Consider the following 21,067-nt stretch of genomic DNA (forward strand, 5'->3'; position numbering starts at 1 on the left):
GCTTCTGCCGGATATCGTACCTGGCGCGTTATGAACGCAAAAGCCTCTTGGTTGAGCCGACAGCGGCCGCGATCCGAGAATAATGTACTTTCCGTTTTTTTGAGTCTCCGACAGACCGCAGCAGTCTGGTGACCGTTTCATCGATCGCAGTCACTGTTTCCTGGTTCGCTCTGGCCAAATTGGTTTTGAAAACAGCGCGATATGGGTGCTTTTTCTCAGTGACATCTGGGGCATTTGGATCCGCGTATTTGGACACAATACCATTAAGCTTGCGGGAAAGCTTCCTGAGTTCCTCTCCCGCTTCCCAATAATTGGGCCACTGTTCCATAGTGGAGCTCGCGCGCGCAAAAACGGACACCATGCAGTCGATCCGGTATTCCGGGAGCAAACCGCTCAGACACTCATTGCTGTCATTCATAATTAGCCAAACAACGTCGCGTGTGTCGCTGTAGTCATCGGCACCGGTCAGCTTTGGGTCCCGCTCGTCTTCGCCATCCGTACCGGAAAAAGTTTCTGAAGGACCGTCAGCGATTGCATCATCTGGTATTTGAGAAAGGTGCTCCATAACTTCTTGAATAAATCTTTGGGCCTCTGTGGTCGTAACTGAAGAATCATCTCCACCCCTTGCGCCCGCTTCAAACGAAGGTAGGAGAAGAAAAACAATAAAAGTGGCTACGCATTTTCCTATTTTCACGGCGAACTCGCCTTGGCAATAAGCCGAATAGTTTCTGTTCTACGCATCAACTGATTGTGTTTCGCGTCAAGCTCGAGAAGTTGAACGTTTCGACCGATTTTTTCCAAAGCCTTAGCCTGCAACTTGGCCAATTCTGATGGTGTCGAAGTGTCCTGTAGCCCGGCAACAATGTAGAAGGCTTGCTCGGTACTGGTGCCTTCAATGAAATTGTGTGGTGATAGCGATTTCGGCCACGAAGAATTTTTCCGGTAGGTTCTGCGCCAAAACTGAATATTCCATGGGGTTCCAACGAGGACGAACGAGTCTGCGATGGAGGGAGCACGGCCAGCAATCACGCCTGCAATAGCAGCTCCTCCTGAGTGGCCGACGATGGTGACCTTCGCATTCGAAAAGCGTTCTCGCTGTTCAGCGAGAAACGCCTGCTCCTGATCCACAACTGGTTTTCTGTAGCCATCTCGTTTAAGGCGCTTCCCGCTTGACCGGTTACCGTTGCCATCGCCATATCCCCGACGGATGGGGACAACAAAAACATAGTTCTTTATGCCGGCAGCATCGAACCGGTCTGCATAATCCATCGCGAGCTGAAACATGTAGTCTCCCTCACCGTCACTGCGCGACATGTCCCCATGCAGCATGATGATGGCACGTTTCACATCGGCGTCGGAAAGATCGGAACTGCTCTTGATTTCCTTGTAAGCGGTACATCCAGCCGGTGACGTGTAGGCTTGGGCTGTTTCAATCTCGCATTTTGATGATGAGGCAGCCAGCGCAACTTTAAAGTGCCCAATATTAAGCGCGCTAAAAACAACCAGCATTACAAGCCAAAATATTCGTCGCAATTTGAGCACTGACTACCCTCTACAATTGAATACGTTTTCAGCGTGAGACCGCGTGAGTTCCACTTAACTCAATGAGTTGATTTTCGATATTAAATGGCTTCGATGAACCCAAGGAGTTTAACAACAGCGACTTCGATTATGTCAAGGCGATAGGCATTCAAGCTAAGCCAAGATTGGAAAGAGCATCCAAATCAATGTATCCATGCTCTATTATATATGAGGGGCGCGTTGACAGCCTCGTAGCGTGTTTAAAATTCGTTAGCGTCATATGCTCGCAATTAAGACTTGCAGAGTTTGTAGCTTAAATGACATGTTGATAGCGTAATTATTTGCTATTAACGGGGAGCTCTTTCATAGAGGAACTTTTTCATGAAATATTTGTTTTGCGTTTTTTCGATAGTCTTGATCATGACAGTTAACATTCAGGGGGCGTTTTCTAAGGATTTCCGCTATCATAAATCAGTTTCGCTGAACGTTGGCCAGTCGTTAGTTCTGAAGGGCGTGCGCAGCCGTGATTGCGATGATAAAGCACCAAGCTGGTCTCACATAAAAAAGAGATTGCCTAGCTCAAGCACAGGCAAATTTTCGGACGGGGGCGCAGGGACGGTGAAGAGTTCCAGTTGTGGTGGGCGTGTTGGCGCGCGCGGCATTCTTTTCACGGCAGAAAAACTCGGTAAAGAACAACTCAGCATTTTCGGTGATGATGTTCGAATATCGGTGAGATAGCAGAAAGGACTGCCGGGATTCCGCCGGAGGCCTCCCTTACTCTCATGGCTAGCTCCCCTGTGTGCCGGTAGTTGATCCAGTCAAGTCGTGGTTTCGTGGCGGCGTTCGCGCTGCTCCTCGTGCATGTCATGCAGGGGCCGCTCAACCGGCAGCGTCTTGCGAAATGGAGCAAGATGATCGGTCATCTGGAGAGACACCTTGTTTGCGACCAGGCGGAGTTCGGGTGGGTATCTGCGACCGTGTCAGTCACCTACTCCGGTTTCAGAATGAAGCCCTCAATGATAGGCAGGATTTTAGGAGCGTTGATTATTAGCAAGAGCAGTTTGGGCGGCGAGCGGACTTTCGCAGCAAGGCGTACACAAAGGTTCGCTTAAGACCGATTGCACCCTATCACCCCAATGCCTTCCGGATTACCCACCGCACGCAAAAAGGGCGGCCTTTCGACCGCCCTTTCCGTAAGACTTGTGAGCTTGGGGCTTCCTGGAAGCCCGTGCCGCTCCCCGTGCCGCAAAGCGGCACAAATCGGAAATGATGGGCGGCACGCAAAAAGGGCGGCCTTTCGACCGCCCTTTCCGGATAGCTTTGAGCTTGGGGCTTCTTAGAAGCCCATGCCGCCCATGCCGCCCATGTCGCCGCCACCCGGCATTGCCGGAGCGTCTTTCTTGGGAAGTTCGGCAACCATGGCTTCGGTGGTGATCAGCAGACCGGCGACGGAAGCTGCGTCCTGCAGGGCAGTACGGACAACTTTGGTCGGGTCGATGATACCGGCTTCGATCATGTTGACGAATTCTTCCGTCTGGGCGTTGAAGCCGTAAGTCGGATCGTCGTTTTCCTGGATCTTGCCGACAACGATGGAGCCTTCGACACCGGCGTTTTCGACGATCTGGCGGATCGGGGATTCCAGAGCGCGCAGAACGATCTTGATGCCGGCGGCAATATCGGAGTTGCTGGAAGTCAGTTTTGCAACCGCGACCTTGGCCCGCAGCAGAGCCACGCCGCCACCCGGGACGATGCCTTCTTCGACAGCGGCGCGGGTTGCGTTCAGAGCGTCGTCGACGCGGTCTTTCTTCTCTTTCACTTCGATTTCGGTCGCACCGCCAACGCGGATGACCGCAACGCCGCCAGCGAGCTTGGCAAGACGTTCCTGCAGCTTCTCACGGTCGTAATCGGAAGTGGTTTCCTCGATCTGGGCCTTGATCTGGGAGACGCGGCCCTGGATGTCATCCTTGGAACCCGCACCATCGACGATGGTGGTGTTTTCCTTGGTGATGGACACCTTCTCGGCGGTGCCGAGCATGTCGAGGGTGACGTTCTCAAGCTTGATGCCGAGATCTTCGGAGATCACCGTACCGCCGGTCAGGATGGCGATGTCTTCGAGCATCGCCTTGCGGCGGTCGCCGAAGCCAGGAGCCTTGACGGCAGCGATTTTCAGGCCGCCGCGCAGCTTGTTGACGACGAGGGTCGCCAGGGCTTCGCCTTCGACGTCTTCAGCGATGATCAGCAGCGGACGGGAAGACTGAACGACAGCTTCCAGGATCGGCAGCATGGCCTGCAGGTTGGAGAGTTTCTTCTCGTGCAGCAGGATATAAGGCTTTTCCAGGTCGGCCAGCATCTTGTCGGCATTGGTGACAAAGTAGGGAGACAGGTAGCCGCGGTCGAACTGCATGCCTTCGACGACTTCAAGCTCTGTTTCCAGCGACTTGGCTTCCTCGACGGTGATCACGCCTTCGTTGCCGACTTTCTGCATGGCCTCGGCAATGTCCTTGCCGACCTGCTCGTCGCCGTTCGCGGAAATGGTGCCGACCTGGGCAACTTCAGCGGACGTGGTGATCGGCTTGGAAGCAGCTTCCAGGGCCTTGACGGCTTCTGCGGCGGCCATGTCGACGCCGCGCTTCAGGTCCATCGGGTTCATGCCGGCGGCAACTGCCTTGGCGCCTTCCTTGACGATGGACTGGGCCAGAACGGTTGCGGTGGTGGTGCCGTCACCGGCGATGTCGTTGGTCTTGGAAGCCACTTCGCGCACCATCTGGGCGCCCATGTTTTCGAACTTGTCTTCCAGTTCGATTTCCTTGGCAACGGAGACACCGTCCTTGGTGATGCGCGGTGCGCCGAATGCCTTGTCGAGAACGACGTTACGGCCTTTCGGGCCGAGGGTCACCTTGACGGCGTTTGCGAGCGTGTCCACGCCGCGCAGCATGCGCTCGCGGGCGTCGGAACCGAATTTTACTTCTTTAGCAGACATAGTATCGTCTCACTTGTTTGTGGAATTTGGTTGAGATCAGAAGCGGTTCGCTGGATTTAAGCGATCACGCCCATGATGTCGGATTCCTTCATGATCAGGAGGTCTTCACCATCGATCTTGACTTCGGTGCCGGACCATTTGCCGAACAGGACGCGGTCGCCTGCCTTGACGTCGAGCGGGATCAGCTCGCCGCTGTCCTTGCGGGCGCCGGTGCCGACGGCGATGATTTCACCTTCCTGCGGCTTTTCTTTCGCGGTGTCCGGAATGATGATTCCGCCTGCGGTCTTCGCTTCGGAGTCTACGCGGCGAACAACGACACGGTCGTGCAGTGGACGAAATGCCATAAGACTGTTTCCTCTCATGAGCGCGCCCCACGCATTTAGGCAGCGCGCGAGACATGATAATTAGGTTGAACTGCACGGGAGCAGGTTTGTCTCCCGTCGCCAATTAGCACTCCCTTGAGGCGAGTGCTAACAGCGCCTTGGATTTATGCATCCGCGCGCCTGTTGTCAATGCTTTGTGAGGAGAATTCATGCACCGATTGCCGCCGCGGCCGGCGAAATTGCCGATGGGACGTCGATCCGGCCACATTGCCTTCAAATGATGGCGGCAATGTGCGTGCTCCGGTTCGGCCGGGTCAGTTTGCCGCGGTGACGGAAAAGGGCAGGGTAAAGCCGGCCTGTTTGCCGCCGACGGTGTCGGTGAAGTTGGCTTCCAGCTTGTAGTCGCCTGCGGGCAGGCCGCTGAACTGGAAATTGAGTGAAGCGGAGAGTTCCCGCTTTTTCGAGCGGCCGCTGCCGGAGAAGGTCGCGAAATTGCCCTGTTCGGCCAGAACCTGACCCGAAAGGTTCAGGAGCTTGTAGCTCGCGGTCAACTCGTAGGCATAGCCGTCACCGGTCTCCCGAAAGCCGTAACCCACCGGTTCGGCATAAACGGAGAGGGTTTCGCCATCGGCATAGGCCGAACTGGCGCGCGGGGTGTATTGCCCGTAGCCCTGGCTGCTGCCGTCGGTGAGCGTCACCGTCTCGAACGCAAGGCCGGACGTTTCCCAGGCGGTGTCATAAGCGGCGCGGGCCTGAAGGAATGTTGGTGACGGGGCTGAGCCGGTTTCCGACTGGGCCTGCACGGACAGTATACCTGTCAGTGTTGCGATCACAAAGAGAACGGCGGATGCGATCCACCGTGGTGCAAATCTTCCAGCCAACAATGTCATCGTTCCCCGCACGCCCTTAAGTCTTATCTTTTCTTAGCGATTTTGCCGATATAGACAGAATTCGCACATATGACAAGGAAATGCGTGCGATGCGGTAAACGCCGTCGCGTCCGGCTGGCTGAAATTTATCCGTGAAAGCATTACGCCGGTGTTCCTGGTGGCGTCGATGAAAGTGTCAGGACATCAGCGGCAGCAGGCTGCGTTCCGTCCAGGACTGCCGCTTGCGGTAGATGGTGGACGGGCTGATCTCCAGCGCGGCGGCGGCCATGGCGATATTGCCGTCGAACGCGTCCAGCGCATCCTCGATGATCCGCCGTTCCTGGGCCCAGAGCGGTTCAATCGAACCGAAGGGCCGGCTCGGCGCCGCGGTGCGCGAGCGTTCGCGGGACAGATCGATGATGGCGTTCGGACGGCTGCTCTGGTCGCGGATGACCATCGGCAGCATGTCGAAGGTTATGGCGGCGCCGTCATTCATGACCACCATCTGCCGGATGGTGTTTTCAAGCTGGCGGACATTGCCCGGCCAGCCATAGGAAACGATCCGCGCCTCCGCATCGGCATCAAAGCCCTTGAAGCCGCGCCGTTCTTCCTTTGAATAGCGCTCCAGAAAGGTTTCCGCCAGGGGCAGAATGTCGTCGCGGCGTTCCCGCAGCGGTGGCAGGTGGATCGGCAGCACATGAAGCCGGTAGTAGAGATCCTCCCGGAACCGGCCGGCCGATATTTCGGCCACCGGATTGCGGTTGGTCGCACAGATGATGCGCGCATCCACTTTGCGTGACTGGGTATCGCCAAGGCGCTGGAACGTGCCGGTCTGCAGGAAACGCAGCAGCTTGCTCTGCAGCAGAAGGTCCATCTCGCCGATTTCATCCAGAAACAGCGTTCCGCCGTCCGCCTGCTCCGCGGCGCCGGCCCGGTTGTCCACCGCGCCGGTAAAGGCGCCCCGGACATAGCCGAAGATTTCGCTTTCAATCAGATCCCGGGGAATGGCGGCGCAATTCAGCGTCACGAAGCGGCTCGGGCGGCGCTCGGACAGGTCGTGAACCGCTTTTGCGCACAGTTCCTTGCCCGTACCGGATTCACCGGTGATGAAAACCGGCGCCTGTGACGGCGCCATGCGCCTGATCTGGTCGTGAATGTCGCGCATTTGCGCCGAGTGACCGACTAGACGGTTCATTCCCTCCGGCGCCGGGTCCACCGGATTGCTCGCTGGGAGCGGATCGGAAATTACGGAAGCCGACCGGAAATCCTGTGGCTCGGAGCGGGCAGGCGCCGCGGGGGCCGGAACGGGGCGGCGCTGTTCGAGCTGGAAGGTTATTTTCGAGGCAAGCGCGTCCAGTGAAAACGGCTTGGTCAGGAAATCATGCGCTCCGGCCCGCATGGCGCTGACGGCGCGCGAAACGGACCCCCTTGAAGAGACCGCCAGGATAACCGCCTTCGGGCACCTGACGGCGTAGGCTTCCAGAGCCTCGTCACCGCCTATGGTTTCCAGATCGATCACGAGTATGTCGGTCGATTTGTCTGCAAGATCCTGCAGACAGGAGGCTGATTCCGTATAGAGGATTGGGTCCGTGCAGGAGTGAGACAGTTTCGCACACACAGCGGATGTGCGGGCGGCTTCGGAAGCCGATGCATCCAATACGCGTACAATCACTGGCAAGGCATTGCCTTCATTACTCCCCATTGCTGGGTAACTCCCATCGCTCGACCGGTCATTCGGAAATCGAAAGATTCGTCAATCTGATAATTCTCCGAACAGGGTAAACAAAGCGTTGTCAGTTCGCGCATTTTGCATTTAGCCCAAAGAGAAAGCGCTGAACCGGCGAATTATAGCCCTGAATGTTGATATCGAACCTGCCAGGTAGCCGGTCAGCAGGCAGACAGCCGCGAAAGCCGCCAAGGCAGCCGCCATGACAGGCAGGGAAAGGCTCTGCGTCAGCGCGGCGTCCACAGTGCCGGCTCCCCCGGGGCGGGAACGGGAAATCGCAAGGGCAGGCGGTTCTTCGCATGGCGTGATGAAGGTTTGCGGTCGCCCGGCGCTTTGTGCCGGCCGGCATTCTTCATACCGGTCCCCCTTTATATTTCGATGCCCGCGACCTTATATTCCCTTACGGAAGATTATCGAAGCCTATGTCGAATGCAAAGCTGAAGAGGCAGCGGTGCAACCAGACAAGAACTCTATACGCAGGGGGATTTGAGCCATCGCGACCGGCCGCGACGGCATTTGAATTACCGTAAATGCGGATCTGACCGAGCATAGTAGGGGACAAGTCACGGATTCTACACTGCAAACTGGTTGCGGATTCGGAGGCCGCCGTTTCTTAAGGCATGATTAAACGGTAATTTTTGATTCGAGTTGGAACAGTCACGCTCCATGGGCCGCACAGGGACCATATTCGTAGCAATCTGCATGGGCGTTATCGCGCTGTCATCGGCAACGGTTCTGGTGTTCCAGTTTGGCCGTCCTTTCGGCGAGTCCATGTCCCTGTCGCTCGCCCTCATGTGCACCATGATCCTCGTACATCTCCTGATCGGCCGGGCACGCGACCGCAGCGCCGTCGGCGAGGCGGTTGACCGTCTGGAAGACAGAATGGCCGACCTCGATGAGGATGTCGGCAACCTGGAAGGCCGGCTGACCGGCATGGAACACGCGGTTCCCCGCCGCACCCGGGCGGAAATCGATCCCCTGTTCGCCGAAGTGGAGGTTCTGGGCACCCTGGTGAAACAGATGGCCGAAGCCATGGCCGATCTGGAAACCAAGGTGGAAGACCAGCAGGCCCTGACGCCGCCGCCCCGGATGCAGAGCCTGCCGCGCTATCCCCAGGGGCAGCAGCCCCAAGGATACCAGCCCCAAGGACACCAGCCCCAAGGACACCAGCCCCAGGTGCATCAGCCTGTGCAGGGTTATCCTGGCGAGTCTCAACCGGCTCATCAGCCCGGGTATCCGGCAGGACCCTATCCGGCGCCGGACCACATGGTGGAGCCGCAGCAGGGCTACGGACAGTTTCCGCCATCCGGTGACGGGCATGGCGGGCCGGCAGAGGCTTACTCGGGTAGCCGGGCGACGGGGCACAGCGACATGGCTGAACTGGACCGCCGCTACGGGGTCCATGCGCCCAGACACCCTGAGGACGCGATGCGCGCGCCGGATGTCTACGCCGCCGACCCGAAAGAACCGGGCAGGCTGTCCGGGGAGCGGGCCGTGACGCAGCCGAACCGGCCGGGACCGGATATGGCGATGCGGGAACTGGTTGCCTCGGCCCTGAACGCAAATCGCGTCGAACTGCATCTGCAGCCGATCGTCTCCCTGCCGCAGCGCCAGGTGAAATACTACGAGGCTTACACGCGTCTGCGCGATTCCGCCGGAAATCTTATCGAGGCCTCCAGGTTCCTGCCGGAAGCCGTTCAGTCAGGCCAGATTGCCCGCATCGACAATCTTTTGCTGTTCCGTTCGATCCAGGTTATCCGCAGGCTGACATCGCGCAATCGCAACGCGGTCCTGTTCTGCAATATCTCCGCGCTGTCGCTGGTCGACGAGACCTTCTTCCCGGGCTTCCTGGAATTCGTCAAGTCAAACCGGATTTTTGCCGACGCACTCGTTTTTGAGTTCTCCCAGTCCGATGTCGCCGATATGGGGCCGATGGAACTGGAAAGCCTCAGCGCGCTTTACGAAGCCGGTTTCCGCTTCTCCATCGACCAGATTTCCGACATGAAGATGGATTTCAACTCGCTGGCGGGACGCGGCTTCAAATACGGCAAGCTTCACGCGGACTATCTGATCGGCCGGCGGGAAGCCAAGCACGGCCATATCCATCCCTCCGATTTCGGCGATCTTCTGCACCGCTACGGCATGGAACTGATCACGGATCACGTGGAAACCGAGTCCCAGGTCCTGGAACTGCTCGACTATGACGTGAAGCTGGCTCAGGGAAACCTTTTCTCGCCGCCCCGGCCGGTCAAGGCGGAGGTCCTCCAGGGCACTCCCGCGCCGGGCCCGAGAAAATCAGCGGCGGGCTGAACAGCGGTTCGGCATGCCGGACGGCATGCCTCAATCCCTGTTGAAAATATAACCTCACGCTGAGAAAGGCTGAAGACCTCTCTCCAGGCATGGCACTTGCGCAGCAGCATGCGGCCCGACAAAGCAGGCGTCCGTCAGACACAAACCCTGAAAGGCCGGGCCGGTTTGGCCCAAAGCCTGCGGGCTTTGCCTCGACCGTGCGTAGGAATGAAATTGGAAGAGAGGCGGGCGGCGGGAAGAGCCCGCCGCTTCTGTCTTTCGAGCCGTTCTCAGCCCTGCTTCGGGCCGACCATCACGATTGTCGGTTTCTTTTCCGCGAGCAGCCGCTTTGCGACGCGTTTGACGTCGTCCAGCGTGACTGCCTCGATTTCGCTGTTGCGGCGGTCGAAATAGTCGATGCCGAGATCCGAATTCTGCAGGGCGACGAGCTGGCGGGCAATCTTGCCGGAACTGTCGAAGCGCAACGGATAGGATCCGGTGATGAACTGTTTCGCGGAGTTGAGCTCTTCCGCGCTCGGACCATCGGTGGCCATGCGCCGGAACTGGTCCAGCATCACTTCGACGGTCTCGCCGGCGCGGTCGGCCTTCGTGGCCGCCGAACCGATCAGCAGGCCCGCATGCCGGTAGGGTGAGAGCGATGTGCTGGCGCCGTAGGAAAGGCCGCGTTTTTCCCTCACTTCCTCATACATCCATGAGGTGAAGGTGCCGGCGCCGAGAATGTGGTTCATCACATAGGCGGCCTGATAGTCCGGATCGTCCCGCTTGAGGCCCGGCAGTCCCAGCAGAATCGTGGTCTGGGGAACCGGCAGCTCCTGGTAAACCTCCTTGCCGAACTCCGGCTCAAGGTCGGACACCGCGACGAGTTCGCCCGTTTCGGCAAGCGGTGCGAAAACATCGTCGAGAAGGGATTTCAGCGTCTGCGCATCGATCGCGCCGACAACACCGATAGTAAGACCGCTTCGGGCGACGATTTTGGCGTGCTGGACGGACAGGTCTCGGGCGCTGAGACCGTTGATCGTCTCGTCCGTGCCGAGGGTCGGCCGGGCATAAGGGTGGCTGGCGAACATCGACTCGGCTAGCGAGCGGCCGGCAATCGCATCCGGGTCGCTTTCGTTCCGTCTGGCCTGGGCCGAGAGCTGGGTTTTCATCCGCTCGACCGCGTCGGCATCGAACCGCGGCTCATTGACCGCCATCGCCAGCAACCGCGCGGCTTCAGTCAGGGTCGGGGTGAGCGTCCGCAGACTGCCGTAGAACCTGTCCTTGCCGGTGCTGAAACTAATGCTGACCGCCAGTTCCTCCATCCGTGCCTGGAAAGCCTCGGAGTCCAGGTCGCCTGCGCCTTCGTCCATCGTCGCGGCGAGCAGCCGTGTCAGGCCTTCCTTGCCTTCGGGGTCCTGGGCCGATCCGCCTTCGAAGGAAAAGTTCAGCGCAATGATGGGCACCGTGTGGTCTTCCACCAGCCAGGCTTCGATCCCCTTTTCGCTGGTGACCTTCTGGATCTCCACTGCACCCGCGAACCCGGTCAGCCCAAACGTGACAAACAGGACCATGACCAGGGGAAAAAAGACCAGGCTCGAGAAAAATTGCGGGAATATGGTTGTCTTGGTCATGGATCAGGACTTGCCTTTGAGGGGAGTGGTTTCGGTCAGGGCGGCGGCCGGTTCTTCCGGTGCCATCCGCAATTCCCCGACAACCGGCAGCGCCGTCAGATAGGCGCGTGCGGCATCGAGCACATCCTGCGGCGTCACGGCCTTGACCTGCGACGGCCAGCTTTGAACGTCCTCGATCGTCTGGCCTGTCGCCAGCGCTCCACCGAAAAGACGGGCCAGCCCGGACTGGCTGTCCTGGGCATAGATCGCGCTCGCGATCATGCTGTTTTTGGCGCGCTCGACCTCCGCTTCGCTCACACCCGTTTCCAGAAGCTGCTGAAGCTCCGCCGAAATGAGCTGCTCCAGCTCTTCCAGCGTGTGGCCCGGACGGGGGGTGGCGTAAACCCCGAACCGGCCGTCGTCCAGCGCGCTGCCCTGGTAGTATGCGCCGGCGCTGATGGCTGCTTCCAGGTCAAGGACCAGAGATTGGTGCAAGCGGCTCGAGGGGCCTTCACCCAGGATGTAGGCAAGGACGTCGAGAGCTTCCGGCGTATGCCCGGCGCCGGTGCTGCTGCTCGGGACGACCCAGTTTTCCGACAGGGACTCCTGCCGCACCCTTGCATCGGAAACCGCGATGCGCCGTTCGCCGGCTAGCGGCGGTTCGGCGGGCCGGACACGCTCGCCGGGTTCCGCCCGCCTGGTAACCTTGCCGTAGGTGTCGGCCGCCAGCCTGCGCACGTCGTCGATGCCGACATCTCCGGCAATGACCACCACGGCATTGTTGGGAGTGTAGAACCGGTCGTAGAACGCGATCGCCGCGTCCTTGTTCAGCGCTTCTATCTCGCTTTGCCAGCCGATGACCGGGGAACCGTAAGGGTGGTTGACGAAGGTGATGGCGTTCAGCGCCTCGCGCAGCCGGGAGCCGGGATTGCTGTCGACCCGCATGCGCCGCTCCTCGAGGACCACATCGCGTTCGGGAGAAACGACCGCGTCGCTCAGCACCAGATTCTCCATCCGGTCGGCTTCCAGTTCCATCATCAGTGGCAGGTGCTGTTTCGCGACCCGCTGGAAATAGGCCGTGTAGTCCGTGCTGGTGAAGGCGTTTTCCTGACCGCCGCGCTCGGAGACGATTTTCGAAAATTCACCGTTCGGATGTTTATCCGTGCCCTTGAACATCAGGTGTTCCAGGAAATGCGCGACGCCGGACTGGCCCTCCGGTTCGTCGGCCGACCCGGCCTTGTACCAGATCATATGGGTCACCACCGGCGCACGCCTGTCCGGAATGACAACGACCTGAAGCCCGTTGTCCAGCGTGAAGCTCTCCAGATTGGGGGCAATCGCCATGTCGCCGGCCGAAACGATTTCGGCGCGCGCCGTGTCCGCGGGCAGCAAGGATGCGGCCCCGAACACCAGCGCCGGCAGCAACAACAGACCGGCGGATTGTTTCAGCCGCGAGCGAAGGGATGGGCGACACTTCTTGATGGGCAGGTTCACGTGCAACTCCCGTTTTGGGTCTTTATGTGAGTATTTTCTCGTCCGCGAAGCCGGTTGATCCGAATTTCCTGTCTGCACGCGAAAGCTGGCCCAAGAGGTCCAAATGCAAAAAACCTCCGGGCATTCTCTTCCATATAGGAAGCGACGCCCGAAGGTCTCATTACAAATTCGTCATGGATGGCCGGAGCGTCAGTTGCAGTATTCGGTCTCGCCTTCCAGGCAACGCGGATGGAGCGGTTTGGAATCGTAGATATCACGATTGCCCGCACGCTTGCTTTTCTTCACCACCTCGGGCATCGGTGCATCCGGCGAGGGGGTGCTGTAGTCCGTCGGCGGCTCGGTCAGGAATTTGCGGGAGGCAATGCCATTCTGGTCAATCCCGGCCTGTTGCGCTTTCAGCTTCTGCAGGCGCTCCCATTCCGCGCTCTGTTCGGCGCGCGTCAGTTTGCTGCCTTCGGTGATGTCGCCGTCGCGGCGGTCAGCCAACACATCGCGCGGCTGACCGGTTACGCCGGTGATCTTGAAACCGCGCATCTGCTCGGGCGTCAGGGGCTCGCTGTTCATGCTGCCCGACTTGCCCGAACTGGCAAAGACTTCCTGGATCTCGGTGAGCTGCGGGTTTTCCCGCTGCTTCGGCCATTCGGCGGAATTGACGCCAGCGACATTTGTCTCCGGCGAGGGAAGTGTGGCCATCTCGGAGGGCATCGCCAAGGGCGCGCGTGGCTTGTAGTCGATCGGTTTTTCTTTCGGATCGACCGCGCCGAGCCCCTTCATCACCGAATTGACCAGGGCAATATCAGGTGCCTGGCTTGTTCCGTCCGCGGCCTGACAGGCGGCCAGTCCGGCGAGTATCGCCAGCACCGCAGATTTCTTCACCAAAGCAACACTCGTCCGCAGCACGGCAGACTCCCCGATTTCTCGATCACATACCGGCAGCGTCCTGCCCGCAATCCTTTAATCCTGCCATAAACCGCTATTTTGCGGCTGAATTAGGACCGGTTTCGGAAACTGTCATACAGGAGAGCGGCGACGCCCGCAACGATCCACACATCGGCGAGGTTGAAGACATACCAGGAAAAGCCGCCGGCGTGGAAATACACGAAGTCGACGACCGCGCCAAAAGCCAGCCGGTCGATCCCGTTGCCGAGGGCTCCGCCGATGATAAGTGCCAGGGCCAGGGCCACCAGTCTGGTTTGGCAGCGGGTGGACCAGATCCAAAGCCCCACCGTGACGATCACGGTCAGACCGGCGAGCAGCCAGCGCCCCAGATCGCTGTGTTGCTGAAACAGTCCGTAGGAAATCCCGCGGTTCCACACCAGAACGATGTCGAGGACGGGCAGGAGCTGAACCGGACCGGCTTCCGCGAGCCCGAACCCGTGCACGAGCCACAGCTTGGTTGCCTGGTCCAGAACAAGCCCGGCCAGTGCGACCAGTAAAACGAGCCCACTGAAACGGCCCCACAGGAGGGGCCGTTTCGGCTGTTTTTCAGATGTCTCTTGAGGATCGCTCATGTCGGGTCGCTGGTCCGCCGCATCACGCGGCGGCATGTGCGGCGTCCCATTCCCGCAGCGCTTCCGCATCGCGCAGGGTGACGTCCGGATAGTCGGGATTCGATCCGACCTCCGGCAGGATCTTCCACGACCGGGCGCATTTGCGTCCCTCCGCCAGAGACGGAACGACGGCAACATCCTTGGTGTCGTCCAGCGTGAACGCGTCTTCGGGAGCGGGGTCGGCGGAAAGCGTCAACTGGCTGGTGATGGCGATATCCGCCATGTCCCTGCCTTCCAGAGCGGCCATCAGCTCCGGATCGGTGACATGCACGACCGGGTGCGCTTCCAACGACGAGCCGATGCGCTTTTCCCGGCGTTCGATTTCCAGTGCTCCGGTGATCACCCGGCGCACGGTCTTGATCTTTGCCCATTTGGCCGCGAGCGCATCGTCTCTCCACTCTCCCGGCACGACCGGGAACTGTTCCAGATGGACGCAGCTTTCTTCCCCATACCGGGAGGTCCAGGTCTCATCCATGGTGAACGGCAGCATCGGTGCGAGCCAAGTGACCAGGCAGTCGAATATCTTGCCGATCACGAATAGCGACGCCTTCCTGCGCATGGAAGACGCCGGGTCACAGTAAAGCGCGTCCTTGCGGATATCGAAATAGAATGCCGACAGTTCCAGCGTCATGAAGCTGAAGAGCTGATGGAAGATTTTCTTGTAGTCGAATTCCCGATAGGCTTCGCGGACCATCGCGTCGAGCTCCACCAGCCGGTGCAGCATCAGCCGTTCCAGTTCCGGCATGTCGGCGTAGGCAACCTCTTCGCCGGACGCATGGGCCAGGGAGCCGAGCATCCAGCGCAGCGTGTTGCGCAGCTTGCGATAGCTGTCGACATTGGTCTTGATGATCTCCTGACCGAGGCGCTGGTCTTCCCAGTAATCGGTCGAAGCCACCCACAGGCGCAGGATATCGGCGCCGTATTGCTTGATGATGTCCTGCGGAAACACCTGGTTGCCGAGCGACTTGGACATCTTGCGCCCGTCTTCGGCCATGGTGAAGCCATGGGTCAGCACAGCGTCGTAGGGCGCATGGCCTCTGGTGGCGCAGCTTTCCAGCAGCGACGAATGGAACCAGCCGCGGTGCTGGTCGGATCCTTCCAGGTAAAGCACGTAGTCGTTGCCGCCCGCGGGTTTGCGCTTCGGGTTCAGGTCTGCGCGCTGTTCCAGCACAAAGGCATGGGTCGAGCCGGAATCGAACCACACATCCAGGATGTCGGTGACCATGTCCCAGTCTTCGCTCGAATAGTCGTTGCCGAGGAAACGCTCTTTCGCCCCCTCATCGAACCAGGCATCGGCCCCTTCGCTTGCGATCGCATCGTGAACGCGGGCGTTCACCTTTTCATCCTTGAGGATCTCGCCGTTTTCCTTGTGGATGAAGACGGTGATCGGCACACCCCAGGCGCGCTGGCGCGACAGCACCCAGTCCGGACGGTTCTCGATCATCGACCGCAGGCGGTTCTGTCCGCTGCCCGGCACGAAGCGCGTCTCGTCGATGGCTGTCAGGGCACGGGTCCGCAAGGTGTCGCCTTCTGCGCTCAGTGCCTTGTCCATATGGACGAACCATTGCGGCGTGTTGCGGAAGATCACCGGTTTTTTCGAGCGCCAGGAATGCGGATAGGAATGGCTGAGGCGGCCGAGGCCGATCAGGTTGCCGCTTTCCTTCAGCTTCTCGATCACCGCTTTGTTGGCCTTGCCCTTTTCACCCTTGTGGGTGATGACTTCATAACCCTCGAAACCCGGCGCGTCCTTTGTATAGAACCCGTCATCGGCGACCGTGAACGGGATGGCGGTGTCGATGCCGCGCGCTTCCAGCGCGGCGCGGTTGTCCATCCAGATTTCAAAGTCGTCCGTGCCGTGACCCGGCGCCGTGTGCACGAAGCCCGTGCCTGCGTCGTCCGTGACGTGATCGCCGTTCAACAGCGGAATGTCGAATTCGTAGCCGCCAAGGTCCATGCCCGCGAAAGGATGAGCGCAGGTCAGCGCCGCCAGTTCATCCGCGGTGACGGCGCGCAGACGGTTGAAATCGGTGATCCGGGCATTCTCGAAGACATCGTCGGCAAGCGCGTCGGCCAGGATCAGCTTGTCGCCCTGCTGAACCCAGTTGTCGTCCGGCAGGCCTTCCTGCGTCACCTCGTAGAGACTGTAGGCGATGCGCGCGGAATAGCTGATTGCCCGGTTGCCGGGGATGGTCCAGGGCGTGGTCGTCCAGATGACGACGGCGGCCTCCAGAAGCTGTTCAACGGCGGCGTCGTCGCTGCCGCCCGCCGTCACCACCGGGAACTTCACCCAGATCGTGTCGGACTTGTAGTCCTGGTACTCGATTTCCGCTTCCGCGAGGGCGGTCTTTTCGACGACCGACCACATGACCGGCTTGGAGCCCCGGTAAAGCTGGCCGGACATGGCGAACTTCATCAGTTCGCGCGCGATGACGGCTTCGCTCTCGAAGCGCATGGTGAGGTAGGGATTGTCCCAGTCGCCCTCGATGCCGAGCCGCTTGAATTCCTCGCGCTGGACCTCGACCCAGTGCTCGGCGAATTCACGGCATTCCTTGCGGAATTCGTTGATCGGCACCTCGTCCTTGTTCTTGCCCTTGGCGCGGTACTGTTCCTCGATCTTCCATTCGATCGGCAGGCCATGGCAATCCCAGCCCGGAACATAGTTGCTCTCGTAGCCCATCATCTGCATGGACCGCGTCACGATGTCCTTCAGCGTCTTGTTGAGGGCATGGCCGATATGGATGTTGCCGTTGGCATAGGGAGGGCCGTCATGCAGGATGAACTTGTCGCGGCCCTTTCCCTGTTCGCGCAGCTTTTTGTAGATTTCCTGCTTTTCCCAGCGGGCCAGGATCTCCGGCTCTTTCTTGGGAAGGCCCGCCCGCATGGGAAACTCCGTCTGCGGCAGGTTGAGCGTTTGTGAATAGTCGCGTTTGCTTGTTTCGGTCATCGTCAATTCGATCCGGTCGTCCGGGCGGAGCGCCCGTGAACTGTCTGCGGATGGGTGCCGGCCTGAAATCAGGTGGCATCGTGAAACTGGAGGGTCCCGGTCCCTGGCGCCGCGCAGGCCGCGTCAGCCGAAGGCCGGGCAGGTAATTCGCGAGATCGCGGTCACCGGTATGCCGATGACTATGAGAGCTTTTTTCTGCATGGCATGGGACATAGCAGCACTTCGTCCGCGAATAAAGATCTTACCGGGGCGCAAAACGGCTTTGTCTGCCGGATAGGGCCGGCTCGGGGCCGGCTTCAGACCGTCGCGGCGGATTTCAGTCTCCGCTCCCTGTAGGTGATATAAAGTCCGCTGCCGACGATGAGGGCGATGCCCAGCCATGTCGGCCCATCCGGAAAATCGGAAAAGACCAGGTATCCGAGCAGCGTTGCTCCGACGATTTCGACATATTGCAGGGGTGCGAGCAGACTGGCATTGCCGCGCTGAAACGCGGCGACGACCAGGCCGTGTCCGGCGAATGAAATCAGGCCGATCAGCATCAGAAGAGCGGATTGCGACGCGCTGGGCGGGACGAATTCAAGGCCTTCGCTGCCGCTGAAAAAGCCGAACAGCAGGACGGCGCCCAGAAACAGCGACCCGGACACGCCGGCGCTGAACTGGATCGTCAGCAGGCTGTCCGTCACCGGATAGAGCCGGTTGATCAGCAGATAGAAGGAAAACAGAAAAGCCGTACATACGGGAAGCAGGCTGACCAGACCGATTTCGGCAAGATTGGGCCTCAGGATGATCACCGCTCCCAGCAGGCCGACGAGGACCGCGCTGATCCGCCGCGGACCGACCTGTTCCTTCAGGAACAGCGCGGCAAGGACCGTCAGCACCATCGGTTCGATAAAGAAGATCGAAATCGCGGTTGCGACGGACATGTATTTCAAGGCCGTGAAAAAGCACAGCGAAGCGGAGGCAAGCAGGAGCCCGCGCACGTAGTTCACGACCGGCTGTTTGCTTTTCAGGCGCATGATGCGGCCCGTGAACAACGCCAGAAAAACGCAGATCAGAAGCTGGCAGGCAAACCGGCCAAAGGTGATTTCAACCGTGGGAAGGTCGGACGACAGGTATTTGGCGATCGTGTCCATGACCGGCAGCAGCAGCATCGACACGGTCATCAGGATAATCGCCAGAAACGGATTCTGGTCCACGGAACTCTGCCCGGCGGCCCGTGTCACGCGGAGAAGTCCAGAAGTATGAAATCGGTTTCCGAGATCGGACGCAAAGACCCCAGCGCGGCTCTGGCTTCTTCGCTGTCCTTGTCCATCTGGCTGATAAGAGCTTCGGCGGATTTGAATTTTTCTTCGCCGCGCAGATAGGAAATCAGGTGAACCCTCAGGGTCTGCCCGTAAAGATCGCCGTCAAAGCCGAACAGATGAACCTCGAACAGCACCGCGCCATTGTCGAAGGTCGGCCGGCGGCCGTAACTGGCAACGCCGTCAAACCATCCTTCCGACGTTTTCACCTTGACCGCATAGATCCCCTGAAGCAGCGGGCAGTCTTCCGCCAGCTGCAGGTTCGCCGTCGGATATCCCAGATCCCTGCCGCGCTTGTCGCCATGGCGGACATCCGCCTCGAAGAACCAGCGGTAGCCCAGCAGACCGTTGGCGTGCACGATTTCGCCCCGGTTCATGTCCTCGCGGATTCGGGTCGACGAAATGACTTCGGCACCCTCATCTTCCTCACGCTGGACAATGGTGACGCCGAAACCGCGATTGGAACCGGCCGTGCGCAGGAAGTCCGGCGTGCCCTGCCGCGCGCGGCCGAAATGAAAGTCGTATCCCGTGACGGCATGGGAAATGGCCAGTGTATCGATCAGGATGTCCTGGACAAACGCATTCGCCTCGATCCCGGCGAATTCCTTCGTGAAGGGCAGGATCAGGACGCCGTCCAGACCGCACAGGCGCAGCAATTCTATCTTTAGGTCACGCGGTGTCAGGCGGAAAACCGGCTTTGACGGATTGAATACGGTCCGCGGATGCGGCTCGAAACTCATGGCGTAGACCGGATGGTGCGTGCCGTGACCGAGACCGAGGGCCGCATCCAGCACGGCCCGGTGCCCCCGGTGCACACCGTCGAAATTGCCGATCGCGACAATGCCGCCTTTCAGTTCCTCCGGAAAGCTGCCCAGATTGTCGACAACCAGGAATTTGGAGGAATCGGACTGGCTCATGCAGCAAACCTTCGCGCAAGTTGCCCGGCGAAAGCCGGGCGGGATCAGCAGGGCGAACGCGTCCGAAAGGGTGACGCGCTCGCGCTGGCGTGGAACCTGCCGTCAAGAAAAGCAAAGGTCAAGTTCAGGTATGCCGCGCCGCCTTCGCAATCAGGGCCGGACCGATCCCTGTCAACTACAGTTGGCTTGACGGATCCGCGCCGCGGCTGGGAACCTTAACGAGCGCTTCTCCTTCCAGAACCACTGTGTCACCGACGCTGCAAACGCAGGAAAGTCTGGCACGGTTTCCCCGTTCCGTCAGTTCCTCCACCGTCACGACGACCTTCACGTCGTCGCCGATCTTCACCGGAGCTTTGAAATTCAGCGTCTGGGACAGGTAGATCGCGCCCGGTCCTGGAAGGCGGGTGCCGAGCACGGCCGATATCAGGCTGGCGGTATAGAGCCCGTGCGCGATCCGGGTCTTGAAGGGTGTTCTGGCCGCAAAATGTTCCGAAAGGTGTATTGGATTGCGGTCGCCCGATACTTCCGCGAAGCCGACGACATCAGAAGAACTGACATGTTTGACCAGTTCCTCGCTCATCCCGGTTTTCAGATCTTCGAAACAGAGTTTTTGTAGTTCCAGCATCGTGATTTCCGTCCTGATCTGTCATTTTCAAGCAATGCGAACGCTAGGGTGTGAACTCATAAAATTATGCTTTCAGGTCGTTCAGAAAATGATTGGCGCCAAGGCGCAAGATCGCAGGAAACCTTTTTGGTTTTCAAGATTTTGCAACGTCGGAGACAGTCGCTTTCTGAACGATCCGAAGGACACCAATCCGGTGGCGAAGAGCCGCGCCAAAGCTCTTGCGCCATGCACCAGCATGGCTCTTCAGGCTTTTCCTTGCTCTTCTTTGCCGGCTTGATGCCTGAAAGTACAATTTTATGGGTCCGTACCCTAGGCATCGTAAGGTTTTCTGACAATTGTGCTTTGGGTGAAGAAAAAAATGCTTGTTATTAACGGTCTTTTCAGGGGCTGCCGTTACATTGCGTTGAGTGTGGGGAGGTGAGGACACAAATAAACGTGTCTCTCTCCTTCAATAGTCATAACGCGTTTCCACCGGCCCACGGCCAGGGGCCACGCCAATTGACATTATGGAGTAGACAATGGCCCTTGATCTTCAGATGCCGGTCCTCGTGGTCGATGACTACAAAACGATGATTCGCATCATTCGAAACCTTTTGAAGCAGCTTGGTTTCGAGGACATCGACGATGCTGCGGACGGCACCGAAGCTTTGGAAAAAATGAAACAGCGCCGTTACGGCCTGGTTATTTCCGACTGGAACATGGAACCCATGACCGGTTACGAGCTGCTCAAGCAGGTTCGTTCCGACAGCGGTCTCAGCAAAACGCCATTCATCATGGTGACTGCCGAATCCAAAACGGAAAATGTCATCGCCGCCAAAAAGGCCGGCGTTAACAACTACATCGTGAAGCCCTTCAATGCGCAGACTTTGAAAGGCAAGATCGAGGCCGTCTTCTCTGATTAATTTCTTGCGCTCAGCG

Annotated in this window: 17 protein-coding genes; 3 read left to right on the forward strand and 14 right to left on the reverse strand. The window is 59.1% G+C overall.

The features are described from left to right. Positions 1–28: 28 nt before the first annotated feature. Both CLV41_RS05615 and CLV41_RS05620 read right to left on the reverse strand, forming a co-directional pair. Positions 29–694, reverse strand: a complete 666-nt coding sequence (locus CLV41_RS05615) for a hypothetical protein (protein ID WP_146048512.1) — start codon at positions 692–694, stop codon at positions 29–31. Further along, on the reverse strand, positions 691–1,509 hold the full coding sequence (locus CLV41_RS05620) for an alpha/beta hydrolase (protein ID WP_103221211.1): 819 nt from the start codon (positions 1,507–1,509) through the stop codon (positions 691–693). The genes CLV41_RS05615 and CLV41_RS05620 overlap by 4 nt, the downstream gene beginning before the upstream one ends. A gap of 393 nt (positions 1,510–1,902) precedes the next feature. Here CLV41_RS05620 and CLV41_RS27465 point away from each other — a divergent pair, with 393 nt between their 5' ends. Then, positions 1,903–2,259 (forward strand): hypothetical protein, encoded by a 357-nt coding sequence (locus CLV41_RS27465; protein ID WP_146048513.1) that lies wholly within the window; start codon positions 1,903–1,905, stop codon positions 2,257–2,259. Positions 2,260–2,857: 598 nt separating this feature from the next. On the opposite strand, the gene groL is transcribed toward CLV41_RS27465, so the two are convergent. The 4 genes from groL to CLV41_RS05645 form a co-directional block, all read right to left on the reverse strand. Next, entirely contained in the window at positions 2,858–4,501 is a 1,644-nt protein-coding gene (gene groL / locus CLV41_RS05630) for a chaperonin GroEL (RefSeq protein WP_103221213.1), read from the reverse strand. 56 nt (positions 4,502–4,557) lie between these two features. Then, entirely contained in the window at positions 4,558–4,845 is a 288-nt protein-coding gene (gene groES, locus CLV41_RS05635) for a co-chaperone GroES (RefSeq protein ID WP_068407444.1), read from the reverse strand. A 293-nt stretch (positions 4,846–5,138) separates the two neighbouring features. Continuing rightward, entirely contained in the window at positions 5,139–5,705 is a 567-nt protein-coding gene (locus CLV41_RS05640) for a hypothetical protein (RefSeq protein ID WP_146048514.1), read from the reverse strand. A 184-nt stretch (positions 5,706–5,889) separates the two neighbouring features. Then, the gene (locus tag CLV41_RS05645) at positions 5,890–7,395 is read right to left on the reverse strand and encodes a sigma-54 dependent transcriptional regulator (RefSeq protein ID WP_103221215.1); all 1,506 of its coding nucleotides are present in this window, start codon (positions 7,393–7,395) and stop codon (positions 5,890–5,892) included. 690 nt (positions 7,396–8,085) lie between these two features. Between CLV41_RS05645 and CLV41_RS28060 the strand changes: the two genes are divergently transcribed. Continuing rightward, positions 8,086–9,729, forward strand: a complete 1,644-nt coding sequence (locus tag CLV41_RS28060; protein WP_235867060.1) for an EAL domain-containing protein — start codon at positions 8,086–8,088, stop codon at positions 9,727–9,729. 269 nt (positions 9,730–9,998) lie between these two features. Here CLV41_RS28060 and CLV41_RS05655 read toward each other — a convergent pair whose 3' ends face one another. The 8 genes from CLV41_RS05655 to CLV41_RS05690 all read right to left on the reverse strand — a co-directional run bounded on the left by CLV41_RS05655 (position 9,999) and on the right by CLV41_RS05690 (position 20,149). After that, on the reverse strand, positions 9,999–11,339 hold the full coding sequence (locus tag CLV41_RS05655; protein WP_208987286.1) for a M16 family metallopeptidase: 1,341 nt from the start codon (positions 11,337–11,339) through the stop codon (positions 9,999–10,001). Positions 11,340–11,342: 3 nt separating this feature from the next. Further along, on the reverse strand, positions 11,343–12,767 hold the full coding sequence (locus tag CLV41_RS05660) for a M16 family metallopeptidase (protein ID WP_456238939.1): 1,425 nt from the start codon (positions 12,765–12,767) through the stop codon (positions 11,343–11,345). A gap of 234 nt (positions 12,768–13,001) precedes the next feature. After that, positions 13,002–13,712 carry a hypothetical protein gene (locus tag CLV41_RS05665; RefSeq protein ID WP_146048515.1) on the reverse strand — a complete coding sequence of 237 codons (711 nt, stop codon included), beginning with the start codon at positions 13,710–13,712 and terminating at the stop codon, positions 13,002–13,004. Between the two features lie 89 nt (positions 13,713–13,801). Further along, positions 13,802–14,359, reverse strand: a complete 558-nt coding sequence (gene lspA / locus CLV41_RS05670) for a signal peptidase II (protein ID WP_235867061.1) — start codon at positions 14,357–14,359, stop codon at positions 13,802–13,804. Continuing rightward, the gene (gene ileS / locus CLV41_RS05675; protein ID WP_103221217.1) at positions 14,346–17,306 is read right to left on the reverse strand and encodes an isoleucine--tRNA ligase; all 2,961 of its coding nucleotides are present in this window, start codon (positions 17,304–17,306) and stop codon (positions 14,346–14,348) included. Before ileS ends, lspA begins: the two co-directional genes overlap by 14 nt. Before the next feature lie 296 nt (positions 17,307–17,602). Further along, entirely contained in the window at positions 17,603–18,502 is a 900-nt protein-coding gene (locus CLV41_RS05680; RefSeq protein WP_208987287.1) for a DMT family transporter, read from the reverse strand. Positions 18,503–18,525: 23 nt separating this feature from the next. Continuing rightward, on the reverse strand, positions 18,526–19,524 hold the full coding sequence (locus tag CLV41_RS05685; protein ID WP_103221218.1) for a bifunctional riboflavin kinase/FAD synthetase: 999 nt from the start codon (positions 19,522–19,524) through the stop codon (positions 18,526–18,528). A 175-nt stretch (positions 19,525–19,699) separates the two neighbouring features. Beyond that, positions 19,700–20,149: a MaoC family dehydratase gene (locus CLV41_RS05690; RefSeq protein WP_103221219.1), complete on the reverse strand. Its 450-nt coding sequence runs from the start codon at positions 20,147–20,149 to the stop codon at positions 19,700–19,702. A 518-nt stretch (positions 20,150–20,667) separates the two neighbouring features. Here CLV41_RS05690 and CLV41_RS05695 point away from each other — a divergent pair. Next, positions 20,668–21,051: a response regulator gene (locus CLV41_RS05695; protein ID WP_103221220.1), complete on the forward strand. Its 384-nt coding sequence runs from the start codon at positions 20,668–20,670 to the stop codon at positions 21,049–21,051. Positions 21,052–21,067: the final 16 nt, after the last annotated feature.

Origin of the sequence: Roseibium marinum, from assembly GCF_002906165.1 — a bacterium.
GTDB classification, from domain to species: domain Bacteria; phylum Pseudomonadota; class Alphaproteobacteria; order Rhizobiales; family Stappiaceae; genus Roseibium; species Roseibium marinum.